At 75.3% G+C, this 14716-nt stretch carries 12 protein-coding genes; 9 read left to right on the top strand and 3 right to left on the bottom strand.

The window, feature by feature from the left end:
• Nucleotides 1-932 precede the first annotated feature (932 nt).
• Complete coding sequence (locus ACIQVD_RS26705) at nucleotides 933-1460, top strand: hypothetical protein (RefSeq protein ID WP_402291946.1); 528 nt, start codon at nucleotides 933-935, stop codon at nucleotides 1458-1460.
• A gap of 176 nt (nucleotides 1461-1636) precedes the next feature.
• Complete coding sequence (locus ACIQVD_RS26700; RefSeq protein ID WP_402291945.1) at nucleotides 1637-2173, top strand: hypothetical protein; 537 nt, start codon at nucleotides 1637-1639, stop codon at nucleotides 2171-2173.
• 6 nt (nucleotides 2174-2179) lie between these two features.
• Here ACIQVD_RS26700 and ACIQVD_RS26695 read toward each other — a convergent pair whose 3' ends face one another.
• Nucleotides 2180-2872, bottom strand: coding sequence for a transposase family protein (locus ACIQVD_RS26695; protein WP_402291944.1), 693 nt, complete (start codon nucleotides 2870-2872; stop codon nucleotides 2180-2182).
• A gap of 523 nt (nucleotides 2873-3395) precedes the next feature.
• On the bottom strand, nucleotides 3396-4229 hold the full coding sequence (locus ACIQVD_RS26690; RefSeq protein ID WP_402291943.1) for an alpha/beta fold hydrolase: 834 nt from the start codon (nucleotides 4227-4229) through the stop codon (nucleotides 3396-3398).
• A 106-nt stretch (nucleotides 4230-4335) separates the two neighbouring features.
• Between ACIQVD_RS26690 and ACIQVD_RS26685 the strand changes: the two genes are divergently transcribed.
• Together ACIQVD_RS26685 and ACIQVD_RS26680 are read left to right on the top strand one after the other, a co-directional pair.
• Nucleotides 4336-4779, top strand: a complete 444-nt coding sequence (locus tag ACIQVD_RS26685; protein ID WP_400692425.1) for a MarR family winged helix-turn-helix transcriptional regulator — start codon at nucleotides 4336-4338, stop codon at nucleotides 4777-4779.
• Nucleotides 4780-4966: 187 nt separating this feature from the next.
• Nucleotides 4967-5581, top strand: coding sequence for a hypothetical protein (locus ACIQVD_RS26680; RefSeq protein ID WP_402291942.1), 615 nt, complete (start codon nucleotides 4967-4969; stop codon nucleotides 5579-5581).
• 119 nt (nucleotides 5582-5700) lie between these two features.
• Here ACIQVD_RS26680 and ACIQVD_RS26675 read toward each other — a convergent pair whose 3' ends face one another.
• Entirely contained in the window at nucleotides 5701-6273 is a 573-nt protein-coding gene (locus ACIQVD_RS26675) for a nucleosidase (RefSeq protein WP_400692431.1), read from the bottom strand.
• A gap of 705 nt (nucleotides 6274-6978) precedes the next feature.
• Here ACIQVD_RS26675 and ACIQVD_RS26670 point away from each other — a divergent pair.
• From ACIQVD_RS26670 to ACIQVD_RS26650, 5 genes are all read left to right on the top strand, one after another.
• Nucleotides 6979-8262 (top strand): hypothetical protein, encoded by a 1284-nt coding sequence (locus ACIQVD_RS26670; protein WP_402291941.1) that lies wholly within the window; start codon nucleotides 6979-6981, stop codon nucleotides 8260-8262.
• A 15-nt stretch (nucleotides 8263-8277) separates the two neighbouring features.
• Entirely contained in the window at nucleotides 8278-9258 is a 981-nt protein-coding gene (locus ACIQVD_RS26665; RefSeq protein ID WP_402291940.1) for a glutamate ABC transporter substrate-binding protein, read from the top strand.
• A gap of 320 nt (nucleotides 9259-9578) precedes the next feature.
• Nucleotides 9579-10937: a hypothetical protein gene (locus tag ACIQVD_RS26660; protein ID WP_400692518.1), complete on the top strand. Its 1359-nt coding sequence runs from the start codon at nucleotides 9579-9581 to the stop codon at nucleotides 10935-10937.
• Complete coding sequence (locus ACIQVD_RS26655) at nucleotides 10930-13386, top strand: tetratricopeptide repeat protein (RefSeq protein ID WP_402291939.1); 2457 nt, start codon at nucleotides 10930-10932, stop codon at nucleotides 13384-13386. The genes ACIQVD_RS26660 and ACIQVD_RS26655 overlap by 8 nt, the downstream gene beginning before the upstream one ends.
• Before the next feature lie 2 nt (nucleotides 13387-13388).
• Nucleotides 13389-14678, top strand: coding sequence for a PP2C family serine/threonine-protein phosphatase (locus tag ACIQVD_RS26650; protein ID WP_402291938.1), 1290 nt, complete (start codon nucleotides 13389-13391; stop codon nucleotides 14676-14678).
• Nucleotides 14679-14716 lie beyond the last annotated feature (38 nt).

Raw genomic sequence — 14716 nt, 5'->3', positions numbered from 1 at the left:
TCAGGGCGGCCACCGATTGAGTGACGGCCGGGTGCTCGGGATGAGGGCAGAACGAACGAGGCCTCCGGCCGGTTGATCGACAGGATGGTCCAGCGCATCCGGGCGCTGGCCACGGGTGCGGGGGCGGAGCACGCCGCGCCCGGCCAGCCCCGGACCGGCAGGCCGCGACGGCGGCCGGGTTGCTGCCCGCACCCGGCCGCCGGGCCCGGGTGGGCGTGACCCGGGCCCAGCAGGGGCGGTTGGGAGAGCATGACGCACCCTTCCACCCCTTGCCCTCCTGCTTCGCGGCGGCCCGGCCTGGGCTCCGGGCTGACCGCCCTGCTGCCCACTGGCGAGCTCGCTGATCCTGCCGCATCCGCCGGCCACCGCGCGGCCGAGCAGCTCCTGCTGCTGCGCGAGGCGGCGGTGCCGGTGCCGGTGCTCGCCGCCGCAGTGGAGCTCCTCGCCCTGCTGGCCGACAGCGATGACGCGGTGCCCCCCAGGCCTCGGCCCAGGTCGCGGCCAGACTGCGCGCCGCCACCGAGCAGGGCGCAGCCGACCCGCTCCGCTGAGGCGGAGCCGATGAAATTGTGGCGGTGCGCAGCCCGCCGACACAGGCCGGCGGGCCGGCCCCGGGTCAGATCAGGCAGGGTCCGGAGCGGGCATCCGAGCAATGCCGTTGCTTTTGCGCGCGTGTTATCGGCGGTAGACCGTCGACCAGGACGATCGCGATTGCTCCTAGTGCCTTTCGGTGCCTGTGGCGCGGCCCTCCACCGCCTTGTGGCCTGGTCCGCGTCTCGGGCACCACGCGTTCGGACAGCTCTCACGGTCCTGCCAGCCCCAGGTGTTCCGCACTCACGACACGCACAGGGTAGGCAACCACCTGCCAGCCAACCGTCTGTTGCTGGCGAAATCGCTGGTCACTGGGCAGCCGGGCACGACAGGATGCCGTCATGGATGCCGCATTCACCCTGGCTTGGCAGCACTCCGTCGGCCTCGTCTTCCCCGAGAACCTGCCCAGGGCTGCTGCCGAGCTGATGGCCGAGGGCCAGGACTCCCCGGCCCTGCGGGACCTGGCCGGACGGAGCGGCAACGAGGACACCGCCGAACTCCAGGGCTTGCTTCAGGAGGCCATGGGCGAACTCTGCGTCCCGGTCCCGGACGGCGAAACGGCTGAGCGGTGTCTGCTCCACCATCTGGCAGCCCGGCTGACCGCTGGAGACATCACCCCCAAGGACGTGGCCGCCACCCTCTGGTACGGCATCGCGGACACCGGAACCGACCTGGAGTCGCAGTTCGCCAGGGCAGCCACCGAGGAGGACTACCTCGACGCTATGGAGACCAACCAGCCCGAAGCGTTCCGCTCCTGGGAAAATGCACTGCGAGCTGCCGCCATCACCCTGGCAGCGGCCGAGAACAATCCGCTCAAGGCGGTGGAGATCCAGCCGGACCGAGCCCTCCCGGGGGCTGATGCCAAATGACACCTTCCAGGTTTGCTTTCGGGCCCGACGGCACCTGAGCCGGAGCTGCGGTAGCAGCGTGGGACAGGACGGCGGCCGGGCCGGGCAGACCGACCAGCCCTTCCCCGGGCAACACCCGAAACCAACCGAACGGACCCCACCGTGACCCACCACACCAAGCGGGGGTTGGGAGGGGCATGGACTCACTGTGCTTCGGCCCGCCCCGCCTCGACCACTACCCGGACGAGGACGGGCAGCAGGATCTCCAACTCGGCCACCAGGCCGCCTTGGACGCCCTGTACGAGGTGGACGAGCGGGAGGAACGGGCGCTGGAGCGGGCCCGGCAGGCCGGGCAGAAGGCCGCCCGCTGGCTGCGGGAGCCGGCCGGGCGGCAGGCCCAGCACGCCCACGTCCAGGCGCTCCTGAACGCCGCCGAAGCCGTGGAGGTGGCCAGCGGGGCGGCGGTGGTCCCGGGCGGGGACGGCGAGGCCCTGGACGGGCTGTACCGCTCCTGGCTGCTCGCCCCGGCCGTGATCGGCCCGGCCTACAACCACGACGCCGACCAGGACCGCCAAACGCTGCCGGAACTGAGCGAGGCGGAGCGGGTGGCGGCGGTGGCGGTGTGCGCGCTGGCCGCCTCGATGCCGGGCACGGTCCTGGGGTACTGTCCGCCCGAACTCGACACCCTCACCAGCGCTCTGGAAGCCGCCGTGCGCACCACACACAGGAATTGAGCCTTTTCAGCGTTGCAGCTCGAGGGTGAGGACTGCTTTGGCTGCTGACGTCAGCCAGTTCGGGCTGCAGCGTGCGTGTCGGAAGATTCGCCAGCGTTTGACTGTGGCCACGCCGCGTTCGACGGGGTACCGGAGTCGGGCGTGGGCCCGGTTCAACGACCGCTGTGCGGGGCCGAGTTCCTTGCGGGGCGGGCGTCTGGTCGGCACGGCGAAGGTGCCGCCGGCGCCGGTGTACGCCATGTCGGCCAGGGCCGGGACGCGGAGCCGGACACAGGTCTGCACGATGCGGCGGGTGCGGACGGCGGTCAGGTCGTGGGTGCGACCGGGCAGAGCTCGCGAGAGCCACACGAGTCTGCCCGTCGGATCGGTGATGACCTGCAGGTTCACGCCGTGGCGGCGGTGCTTTCCCGAGTAGTCGGCACGGCCGTCGCCGACGCGGTCGCACTCGGCGAGGGTGCCGTCGACAAGGACGTACTCCGCATCGGTCTCGCGCAGGGCGCGGGTCAGGCCGGGTGCCCTGCGAGCAAGGAGGTCGGTGACCTGGTGGACGTAGGCGCGGGCGGTGCCGACCCTGCTCCGGAAGCCGGCCGCGATCTGGGCGAGCGTGTCGTGCTTGCGCAGATAGACCAGCGCGACCAGGGCGCGTTGCGAAGGACGGAGCTTGCACCGGCGGTCACCCTCCCGGGTGACGATCAGCATGGTGACCCACTCGACGAGCGCGTGCGGCAGGACAGGTAACCACCAGGGCTCCCCGGCAACAGAGTTGAGACGTCAGATACCTCGCTCAACTGCCCGGGAGTCCTGTCCGTTCTTCCTTGCCCCACGACCGCGGACCGTCACCCGATCGGTAACCGCTCTGAAAACGCTCACTGGTGGACGACGGTCGGCTCACCCTGGCGGAGGCCGCCTCGCACCCGCAACGCACGCTTCTGGTAAGGGCGTTGAACGGCCCCGGAGACAACCGGCCGGACGTGTCGCTGCACACCGCCCGGGTCGGCGACCGCTACCTGCCCTGCTCGGACGGCCTGTCCCGGACCGTTCCCGAGGAGGCCCTGCACACCGCCCTGAGCGCGATCGCCGCACCCGAGCAGGCCGTGCAGCAGCTGATCGCGCTGGCCGACCGGGCGGGCGGGCCGGACGACATCGCCTGCGCGATCGCCGACGTGGCGGCGGAGCCGGTGGGCTGGGACGGCGGGCTGGGACGGCGAGTTGGGGCGGCGGGTCAACTCGCTTGCGGGAGGAGCTGCTTGAGGCGGGCGGCCCAGGCCCGGGGGTGGCTGGTGTTGCCGTTGTGGCCGCCGGGCAGCAGCTCGACCGGGGTGTCGAGCAGGGCGCCGAGGGCCTGGGCGCAGCGGCGGTCGAAGACGGCGGGCGGGGTGGTGCGGCCGGCGGCGGGCACGATCCGGGTGGTGGTGGCCCGGACGGCGGCGAGGTCGAGGACGTCCTCGACCACGGCGGTGAAGTCGTGCCGGACGAGCCGGTCGAAGCCGGCCGCCCGCCGGGCGTCGACCGGCTGCGGGGTGAGGCCGGGCTCGGCGTCGGCGGCGGTCGGGTCGATGCCGAGCACCCGGGCGATCTCGGGGAGGGTCGCGGTGAGGCCGCCGCGCCGGTACAGCTCCTGGAGTGCGAGGAGTTCGCGCCGGTGGCGGGCGGCCTCGGCGGGGGCCAGCAGGCCGGGCGCGACGGGTTCGTGGGCGATCAGGGTGTGCAGCAGTCCGGGCCACCGGGCGGCGAGGTGCAGGCCGATCACGGCACCGAAGCTGCAGCCGAGCATCAGCGCGGGCCCGTCGGCGACCGCCTCCAGCAGCCGCCGGACGTCGTCGGCGTGCTCGGCCAGGCTCGCGCCGCGCCCGGGGTGGTCGAGGCGGCTGCGGGACAGGCCGCGCCGGTCGTAGGTGAGCACGGTGTAGGTGTCGGCCAGGTGCGGGACGAGGTCGACGGTGCGGTCGGCGTCGCCCTCGCCGCTCTGGGCGATCAGCAGCAGCGGACCGGTGCCCTCGGTGCGGTGGTGCAGGACGGCGCCGGGTACGGCGAGCGTGCCGGTGACGACGGACATCGGGTCCCCCTCCGCGGCGGTCGGTCCGCCGCTCTTCCCCTCACCGTAATCCATCGAACTAGATACATCAAGATGGATACATCTAGTTCGATGTACCATCGGGCCCGTGGATGGAGTCGAACTGTTCCTACTGGGCCGCACCCTGATGAAGATCGGCGAGGACGCCCTGCCCGAGCCCCCCGGCGGCAACGGCCGCCACCCCGGCAGCACCCGCAACACCCTGGTCGCGGCCAGCGACGTCGCCGCCCACCCCGGCACCACCGTCGGCGAGATCGCCGCCCGCACCGGGCTGCCGCAGAGCCAGATCTCCACCGCGGTGGCCCGCCTCAAGGAGGCGGGCGCGGTCCGCACCGACCCGGACCCGGCCGACCGGCGGCGCACCCTGGTCCGCCCCGCCGAACGCCCCTCCGCCCGGGTCGCCGCCGTCCGCGCCACCGGCGTCGAGGAGGCGCTCGCCGCCGCGCTCGGCCCGGACGCCGGACCCGAGCGGCTCGCCGAGGTCACCGCGGCGCTGACCGTCCTGGCCCGGCACCTGTCGGTGCGCGGCTGACCGGGGCCCGCGCGCACCGGGCCCGCGCACCGGGCCCGGGAACGGGGCCTCCGCAGCGGCTTCCGCACAGGTGACGGTACGTCACCGCGCCGACGAGTTCCCTGGTCCGGTATCGGTTGAGTGAACATCCGGCCGCGGTGCCGGGGATGCCCGTTCTGTCCGTTGAACCCGCCCGGTGGGGTTGTTAGTGTCGCGCGCTCACAGCGCGTCCGACGGGGGCGTGCGCCTGGAGTACCGGGAGCAGCGCCAGATGGCGATCCGCAAGTCCACGATGCAGGAGCAGGTCGCCGCGGCGATCGCCGCGATCGAGCCCAACGACCGTCCGGTGACGACCTTCCACACGGTCACCGGCCCGAGCCCGTGGCTGACCCAGCAGTTCGGTCTGATCGGCCAGCTGTTCGTGAAGTACTACTTCGTGACGCTGACCCAGCGGGTCGTCGTCATCCACCGCGCCTCCCGGGTCAGCAACCGTCCGCTGGAGCTGCTGCACGTCATCCCGCTCGACCAGGCCCGCGCCTCGATCAGCGACGTGCGCCGGAACGCGCTCTGGAGCTCGCTGCGCTTCCTGATCCCGGGCGAGCCGCAGCCGACCCGCCTGAACATCCACCGCTACTGGCGGACCGAGATGGACGCCTTCACCGGCGGCCTGCTCGGCGGCGGCCCCGGCGTCCCCGGCCAGTACCCGCCGGCCCAGGCCCCCGGCCAGTACCAGCCGGTCCCCGGCCAGGCCCCGTACCCGCAGGCTCCGGCCCAGGCCCCGGGCCAGTACCCGGCGCCGGGTGCCAACCCGTACCAGAGCTGATCCGCGCCGGTGAGCCGGTAACCGCTCACGCCGCCGGGGCGCCCGTCCGACCGTCGAACGGTCCGGACGGGCGCCCCGGCGTTTTCGCGGGTCCGCCGGGCGAACGGGGTGTCGGGGCGTCAGCCGAGGTGGGCGCGGGCCCAGTCGGCGAGCAGGCGGGCGCAGTCGTCGACGGACTCCTGCCAGCTGCGGACCGCGCCGTCCCCGGCCTCGTCGCTGACGTGCTTGATCAGCCGGACGGGGAGCTGGGCGCGGCGGGCGACGGTGGCGACCGCGTAGCCCTCCATGTCGACCAGGTCGGCGCTGCGGGCCAGCAGGTCGCGGTCGGCGTCGGCGGAGACGAAGCGGTCGCCGGTGGCGAGCACCGGGCCGGCCGGGGCGAGGTCGATCGGGCCGTCCATCCGGTGGCCGGTGAGCTGTTCCAGCAGCGGGGTGTCGAGGTCGTGCTGGAGCACCCGGCCGATCTCGTGCGTCCCGGCCAGGCCGGGCCGCAGGGCGCCCGCAGTGCCCAGGTTGACGACGGCGGCGGGCCGCTCACCGCCGCCCAGCAGGCCGGCCAGCGCGGCCGCCGCGTTGAGCTTGCCCATGCCGGTGAGCAGCACCGGCAGGCCGCCGTCGAAGTGCGCGGCCTCCTCGGGCAGGGCGACGACGAGCAGCGGGCGGTCGGGGGTGACGGTTCCGGTCAGGCGCATGACGCCCAGCTTACGAGGGCGCCGGGACGGTCGGACCGGGGCTACGGGGCGAGGGCGACCCGGCCGGGACGGGACGGGACGAGGCCAAGGTGAACAAACTAGGGCCAGGGTGACCGGGACAGCAGGACAACAGGGTCGGAAGAGACCGGGGCCGGGACGGCCGGGCCGAGGACGGCTGAACGAGAACGGCCGGGACGGCGGGACGGAGACGGCCAGGCCGAGGGTGGTGGGACTCCGGCCGGGGAGGGCCCAGTCGTAGCTGCGGGACCAGACGAAGTCGGGTCCGGAGCGGCGAAGTCGGAGGAACGGGAACGGCCAGGCCCGGACGCCGGAATCGGAACGGCGAGGCCGGGACGGCCGGGACGGCCGGGACGGCCGGGACGAGGCTACGGGGCCGGAGCGACCGGATCGGGGTGAGGACGGCCCGGCCCGGGCGGCAGGATCGGGCGAGGTCGGGGCCGGTGGGGCACAGATCGGTCACCGCCCGGCGAACTCCAGACCAACTCCGGCCCGGGGGCCGCCGGGCGTGGTGATACTGCCCGGAGACGGGGCCGGTGGAGCCGAGGGGGAACGGTGGCCGCACAGACACAGGGGGGCGTCCTCGCGCCGCCGCCCGGCCGTCCGCCGGGAGCGGTGCCGGGCCGGGGGCCGGGCGGGGGGCCGGGGCGGTCGTTCGGGTCACTGTCCGGGTCGCTGTCCGGGTCGTTGGCGCGGCTGCGGCTGGCCGCCTGGACTCCGCCGGGGCGCCTGCGCACGGCGGGGGCGGTGCTGGTGGCGCTGGCGCTGCTGTTCGGGATCACGGCGGCCTGGCAGTCCGCCGACCGGGCGGCCGCGGCGCGGCAGTTGGCGTCCCGCAGTGAGCCGCTCAGTCAGGACGCGGCGGAGCTGTACCGTTCGCTGGCCGACGCCGACGCCACCGCCGCCGCGGGCTTCCTGATGGCCGCGGCCGAGCCGCCCGAGGTGCGCAAGCGCTACCAGGACGACCTGGCGACCGCGTCCCGGCTGATCCCGCAGGCCGCCGCGCGCAGCGGCACCTCGTCCGACGCGCAGCGCCGGCTGGCCGAGCTGGGCCAGCAACTGCCGCGCTACGCGGGCCTGGTGGAGACCGCCCGGGCGATCAACCGGGAGGGCCTGCCGCTCGGCGGCGCGTACCTGCGCTACGCCTCCGACTACCTGCAGAAGACCGTGCTGCCGAACGCGCAGCAGCTGGCCGACACCGAGGCCGCCGCGCTGGACGGCGACTACGACGCGGCCGCCGCCGTGCCCTGGGCGGCGCTGGTGCTGGGGGTGCTGCTGCTGGGCGCACTGGGCCGCTACCAGGTGGTGCTGTTCCGGCGCACCAACCGGGTGTTCAACCCCGGGCTGTTGGCCGCCTCGGCGGCGGTGCTGGTCGCGCTGGTGTGGACGGTCGGCGGCACCGCGGCGGCCGGCAGCGGCCTGCACGAGGCCCGCACCCAGGGCATCGACCCGCTGCGCCGGTTGAACCAGGTCCGGGTGGTGGCGTTGCAGGCGCACACCGCGGAGAACCTCAACCTGGTCTCGCGCGGCGCCACCGAGGCGTACAACGACCGCTGGGAGGAACTGACGCGGACCCTGGCCGGCCCGGCCGACAGCGCCGGTTCGGCGGTCGGGCTGCTCGTCGCGCCGCCGGACCGGGCCCGGCGGCAACTGACCGACGCCCAGCACCGGTTCGACGAGTGGCAGCAGCGGCACGCGGCCGCCGCCGAGCTGGACGCGGGCGGCGACTACGAGGGGACGCTGCGCACGACCCTGGCCCCGGGCCGGGACGACACCGCGGAGGCCGCGTTCAACGCCACCGAGCAGCAGTGGGAGCAGGCCGGACGGGCCGAGCAGGCCGCGTTCGACTCCGCCGCGGGCGGCGTCGACGGGGGGCTGGCCGTCCAGGCGGTGGCGGCGGCGCTGCTGGCCGCGCTGGCGGCCGGCGGCACGGTGCGCGGCATCGGGCGCCGACTGGCCGAGTACCGGTAACGGGGGGAGCGAAGGATGCGCAGGGCGAGGACCGGAACACTGGTCGCGGTCGCGGCACTGGTGGCGGGCCTGCTGGGCGCCGGCGGTCCGGCCGCCGGGGCGGGCGGCGGCGCGGGCGGGGGCACACCGGCCCGGGCGGCGGACGTCGCGGTGAAGGTCGCCGCTGACGTCGCGGGTGCCGCTGGCATCGCGGGCGTCGCGGGCGTCGCGGCGGACGACTGCGACACCGGGGCGTCGCTGCCGCCCGGGCAGCGGGTCGGGGCGAAGATCCAGGAGATCCGCAAGCGCGGCCGGCTGGTGGTCGGCGTCGACCAGAGCGCCTACAACTGGGGCTACCGCGACTCGCAGACCGGCAAGATCGAGGGCTTCGACATCGACCTGGCCCGCGCCGTCGCCAAGTCGGTGCTCGGCGACCCGGGCAAGGTGGTGCTGAAGACCATCTCCACCGCCGACCGGATCAACGTGCTCAAGGACCACCAGGTCGACCTGATCGCCCGGGCGATGACCGTCACCTGCGAGCGGAAGAAGCAGATCGCCTTCTCCGCCCCGTACTTCAAGGTCTCCCAGCGGGTGGTGGCGCCGAAGGCCGCGCACGCCACCAGCGTGGCGCAGGCGCTCGGCGGCAAGCGGGTGTGCGCGGCGCTGAACTCCTCCTCGCACACCGAGCTGAAGGCGGACCCGCACGGCGCCGCCTCGGTCGTCACGCCCGACAACCAGTTGGACTGCCTGGTGCTGATGGAACTCGGCGAGGCGGACGCCACCCTGTCGGACAGTTCGCTGGCGGCGGCGATGGTCGCCCAGGACCAGACCATGGAGCTGGCCGGGGAGTCCTTCCTGCCCACGTACATGGGCGTGGGCATGAACCAGGACGACACCGACCTGATCGCCTGGGTCAACCAGGTGCTGGTCGAGTGGCGCGGCGGCGGCTGGCAGGCCAGTTACGACACCTGGCTGCGGCCCAGCATGGGGGTGCCCGACCCGTACCGGCCGTGGTGACCACCGAGGCTCGGGCCGGTGCTCGGGCCGGTGCTCGGGCCGGTGCTCCGGTCAGGACGCGGGCCGGTGCTCGGACGGCCCGGACGGCCCGGGTGACGGCGGTGGCGGTGGCGGTGACCGCGGCGGTGGCGGCGGGACGGAACCGGACCGGTTCCCCTTCCCGGACCGGGAATCCGGGGGACCGGCGTCCGTGCGGTGCCGGGCGTCGGGGAGACTGGCGGCCCACGGGCCGTCGCTCCGACCGCCCCAGGACCGACGCCCCGTCACCACGACCGTGGCCGAGAGGAGGAACCGCGTTGGCTGGAACGACCCGCCCGGTGATGAACCGTGAGGAGGTCGATCGCGCGCTGGCCCGGCTGGGTGCCGAGCGCGACGCGGTCGAAGCGGCACTGCTGGCGCTCCAGGACCACCCGGGGCTGCGGCTGTTGACCGGTGCCGAGCTGTCCGGGCGCACCCGGGAGCGCTGGGAGGTCGCCGAGGGCGGCGTCGCCCTGCTGTGGGCGCTGTTCGACCGCTACGCGGAGGCGCTGGCCTCCGCCCGCGCGGTGCGCTCCCGGCGCACCCGGCCGACCGCCGCCGAACTCGCCGAGCTCGCCGAGCTGCTCTCCGGCCGCTCGGTGACCGTCTCCGGCGGGCGGCTGCCCCACCCGTCGGGTCAACTCGGCTCCTCGGCCCGGCTGGTGGAGCAGGTCACGCTCGCCGAACTGCTGGATCGGATGAACGGCTGGTACGCGGTGGTGGTCGAGGTGGTGAGCGCCGTCGACGCGGTCTGGTCGGCGCTGCCCGCCCGGATCGACCTGCTGCTGGCCGAACTCGGCCGGGTCCAGATGCTCGCGGTCTCGGTCGGGGTGCGCCCCGGCGGGCACCCGCTGGCCGACGACCTCGCCGACCTGGCCCACCACCTGGGCGCGCTGCGCGCCCAGGTGGTGGCCGACCCACTCGCGCTGTGGCGTCCCAGCCGGGTGCCCGCGCAGCGCGGCCGGGCCGACGAGGGCACCACCTGGGCCTCCCCCATCGGCGTCGTCGACACCGCCGGGTTCGACCGGATGGGGCGCCGACTGGACGACATACGCGTCGAGTTGGAAGGGCTGCTGCGGCTGCGCGACGAGTCCCACGAGCGGCTCCAGCAGGTCGCCGACCTGCTCCAGCGCGCCGACCTGACGCTCGCCGAGGCCCGCCGGGCCCGCGGCGAGGTGCTGGCGAAGATCGCCTCGACCGAGGTGCCCGCCGTGCCCGGCCCGCACTCCGGGCTGCGCGAGGCGATCGGGCAGGCCGTCGAGTTCCAGCAGACCGGCCAGTGGTACCGGCTCGGCCCGCTGCTGGACGCGCTGGAGGACGCCGCCGCCAAGGAACTCGGCCGGGCCCGGCAGTCGCTCACCGAGGTCGCCCAGCCGCTCGCCGTCCGGGCCGAGCTGCGCGGACGGCTGGAGGCGTACAAGGCGATGGCCGCCCGGCTCGGCCTGGCCGAGGACCCCGAGGTGGTCGAGCGCTTCGAGAAGGCGCGCTGGCTGCTCTGGAGCGCCCCGTGCGACCTGCGGGCGGCGGCCGAGGCGGTCGGCCGCTTCCAGCAGGCGCTGCGCGCGTCCGAACGGCAGTCGCCACCGCAGGCGCGTCAGGAACCGGAAACGCCGTCGCCGCAGGTCCAGGACACCGAGCAGGGGGAGGACACCGATGGCTGACGCATGCGCCCGCACGGGCTGCGCCGGGGAGATCGACGCCGACGGGTACTGCACCGAGTGCGGCCTCGCCCCCGAACGGGGCACCACCCCCTCGGCGGCCTCCGTCGCCCCCGCTCCCGGTGGTCCGTGCGGGCGCGGCGACTGCCCGGGCACCGTCGACCCGGACGGCTACTGCGACGAGTGCGGCCTCGCCGCCGCACATGCCGTGAAAGCACCCGCCCCGCTCCCCGGGCCGCGCAGCGGTTCCACCCCGTCCGGCCCGGCGTCCTCCGGCCCGGTGTCCCCCGGTCCGGCCCCGTCCGGCTCCGCGCCGTCCGGCCCGGGTGCCTCGGGTGCCTCGCGCGGTTCGGCCGGCCGGTCCCGGTCGAGCCGTTCGGCGCGCGGCGGTTCGGTGTCGGTGCGCAGTTCGCGGGGCGGCACGGGCACCGCCCGGCGCGGCAACCTGGGGGCGGGCCTGGTGGCGATCGCCCCGGTGCCGGCCGCGGACCCGGCGCGGGCGGTGCTGGCGAACCCGGAGGTGCCGGAGCGCAAGCGCTTCTGCTCGCGCTGCGACCAGCCGGTGGGCCGGGAGAAGGACGGGCGGCCGGGCCGCCCGGAGGGCTTCTGCACCAAGTGCGGCACCCCGTACTCGTTCAGCCCGAAGCTGGGGCGCGGCGACCTGGTGGGCGGCCAGTACGAGGTGATGGGCTGCCTGGCGCACGGCGGCCTGGGCTGGATCTACCTGGCGGTGGACCGCCGGGTGAACGACCGCTGGGTGGTGCTCAAGGGCCTGCTGGACACCGGGGACGAGGACGCGCTGGCGGTGGCGATCGCCGAGCGGCGGTTCCTGGCCGAGGTCGACCACCCGAACATCGTCCGGATCATCAACTTCGTCGAGCACCCGGACGCCCGGACCGGCGTCGCCGACGGCTACATCGTGATGGAGTACGTCGGCGGCAAGTCGCTGAAGGACATCGCCGACGAGCGCCGCGCCGCGGACGGGCGGCGCGAGCCGCTGCCGGTCGAGCAGGCGCTGGCGTACGCGCTGGCGGCGCTGCCCGCGCTCGGGTACCTGCACGCCCGCGGGCTGGTGTACTGCGACTTCAAGCTGGACAACGTGATCCAGTCGGACGACATGCTCAAGATCATCGACCTGGGCGCGGTCCGCCGGCACGACGACGACGGCCCGATCTACGGCACCGTCGGCTACCAGGCCCCGGAGATCGCCACCGCCGGCCCCTCGCCCTCCTCCGACCTGTACACGGTGGCCCGCACGCTGGCCGTGCTGACCTTCGACTTCCACGGCTACACCGACCACTGGCGGCACGAACTGCCGGGCCCGGACGAGGTGGAGGTGTTCGCCCGCTACGAGTCCTTCCACCGCCTGCTGGTGCGCGCCACCGATCCGGACCCGGCCCGCCGGTTCGGCTCCGCCGAGGAGATGGCGGGGCAGCTGATCGGTGTGCTGCGCGAGGTGCTGAGCCTGCAGGACGGGCAGGCCAGGCCCGCGCCCTCCACCCTGTTCGGGCCGGAACTGCGGGTGGTCGACACCGAGTTGGCCGAGCGTCCGCCGCAGGCCCGGGCCGCCGCGCTGGCGCTGCCCGCGCCGCTGGCCGACCCGGCCGACCCGAACGCGGGCCTGCTGGCGGCGCTGCCCGCCGCGCCCGCCGAGGCGCTGGCCGTGCTCCGGGCGGCCGGCGCCGGCTCGACCGAGCTGCGGCTGCGGGAGCTGCGCACCCACTTGGAGCTCGGCGACGCCGCGGCCGCCGCCGGGGTGCTGGCCGCCCTGGAGGCCGAGCACCCCGGCGAGTGGCGGGTGGTGTGGCACCGGGGGCTGACCGCGCTCGCCGCCGACCGGGCCGCCGAGGCCCGCGACTCCTTCGAGGCGCTGTACGACGCGTTCCCCGGCGAGAGCGCGCCCAAGCTGGCGCTCGCGGTCTGCGCCGAGCTGCTCGGCGACACCGCGGCCGCCGCCGGGTACTACGCCCTGGTCGGCACCGTGGACCGGTCCTTCGTGAGCGCCGCGTTCGGGCTGGCCCGGGTCCGGCTCGCGGACGGCGACCGGGCGGGCGCGGTCGCCGCGCTGGAGGCCGTGCCGGAGAGCTCCGCGCACTGGACCGCCGCCCGGATCGGCGCGGTCCGGGCCCGGCTGCGCGGCCGGGCCGCCACCGAGCCGCTGGCCGCCGAGCTCGCCGAAAGCTCCGACCGGCTGGCGGCGCTGACCCTGGACGCCCGGCGGCACGAGGAACTCGCCGTCGAGGTACTGGACTCGGCGCTGAACTGGGTGCTGGCGGGGGCCGCCGGGAAGCCCGCCACGCTGACCGTGCTGGGACATCCCGCCGCGGAACGGGAACTGAGGCTCGCCCTGGAACACTCCTACCGAATGTTGGCGCGGTTGTCCGACCGGGCCGAGACGAGGATCGAGTGGGTGGAACGGGCCAACCGGGCCCGCCCCAGGACATGGGTGTGAGCATGCCGCAGCAGACCGAGTGCCCGAACTGTGCCGAACCGCTGGGGCCCCAGGACGCCTTCTGCGGGGCCTGCGGCACCGCCCTGACCGGACCGCCGACCCTGCGCGACCTGCCCGTCGTGCCCAGCTGCCCGCACTGCGGCTCCGCCGAGCTCGCGGACGGCTGGTGCCAGCGCTGCGGGCAGGCCCAGCCGCGCGAACGCGACCACCAGGAGCTGGAGTTGACCGGTGTCGCGGCGGTCTCCGACCGCGGCCTGCGGCACCACCGCAACGAGGACGCGTTCACCGTCGCCGCCGCCGAGGGCCCGGACGGGGCGTCCGCCGTGCTCGCCGTGGTCTGCGACGGGGTGTCCTCCTCGTCCCGCCCGGACGAGGCGTCCGCCGCCGCCGTCACCGCCGCCGCCGACTCGCTGGTCGCCGCGCTGGCGGTCGGCCGCGAGCCCGGACAGGCGATGCGCGAGGCGATCGGCGCCGCCAACCGGGCCGTCACCGCGCTCGCCCACGACGGCACCGCCCCCGACGGCCGGCACAGCAACGCGCCGGCCTGCACCTACGTGAGCGCGGTCAGCTCCGGCGGCCTGGTCACCATCGGCTGGGTCGGCGACACCCGCGCCTACTGGATCCCGGACGACCGCGAGTCCGCCGAGCCGTACCGGCTCACCGAGGACGACTCCTGGGCGGCCCGGATGGTCGCCGCCAACCTGATGGCCGAGGCCGAGGCGTACGCCGACCCGCGCGCCCACGCCATCACCGGCTGGCTCGGCGCCGACGCCGAGGACCTCGACCCGCACACCGTCAGCTTCACCCCGCACGTCCCCGGGGTGCTGCTGATCTGCACCGACGGCCTGTGGAACTACGCCGAGGCCGCCACCGACCTGGCGTTCTTCGTCCGGACCGACGCCCGCACCGAACCGCTGGCCACCGCCCAGGAGCTGGTGCGGTTCGCGGTCGAGCGCGGCGGGCACGACAACATCACCGTCGCGGTGCTGCCGATCGACCCGCCGACCGCGCCCGCCGTCCACGACGCCACCCTGCTCGACGTGCCGCTGCCGCGCGCCGCCGACCCGGACGCCACCGTCCCGCTGCGCCCGGTCGCCGCCGCGGTTCCGGCGGCCCCCGCCGCACCGCCGGCCGCACCGCCCGCACCCGTCGCCCCGCCCGCGCCCGTCACCCCGCCGGCCGCACCGCCCGCACCCGTCGTCCCGCCGCTGCCCGCCGCCGCGCCGACCGCCACCGTGCCCGATGCCGCCGCGCCGGCCGGGGCGCCGGGTGCCGGACCGGCCGGGAACTGACCTTCCGACCCTCCGCGCCCTCGACAGGAGCTCTCCGC

The organism is Kitasatospora sp. NPDC090308, assembly GCF_044769485.1.
GTDB classification, from domain to species: Bacteria; Actinomycetota; Actinomycetes; order Streptomycetales; family Streptomycetaceae; genus Kitasatospora; species Kitasatospora fiedleri.
This window is presented reverse-complemented; position numbering and strand designations above follow the sequence as displayed.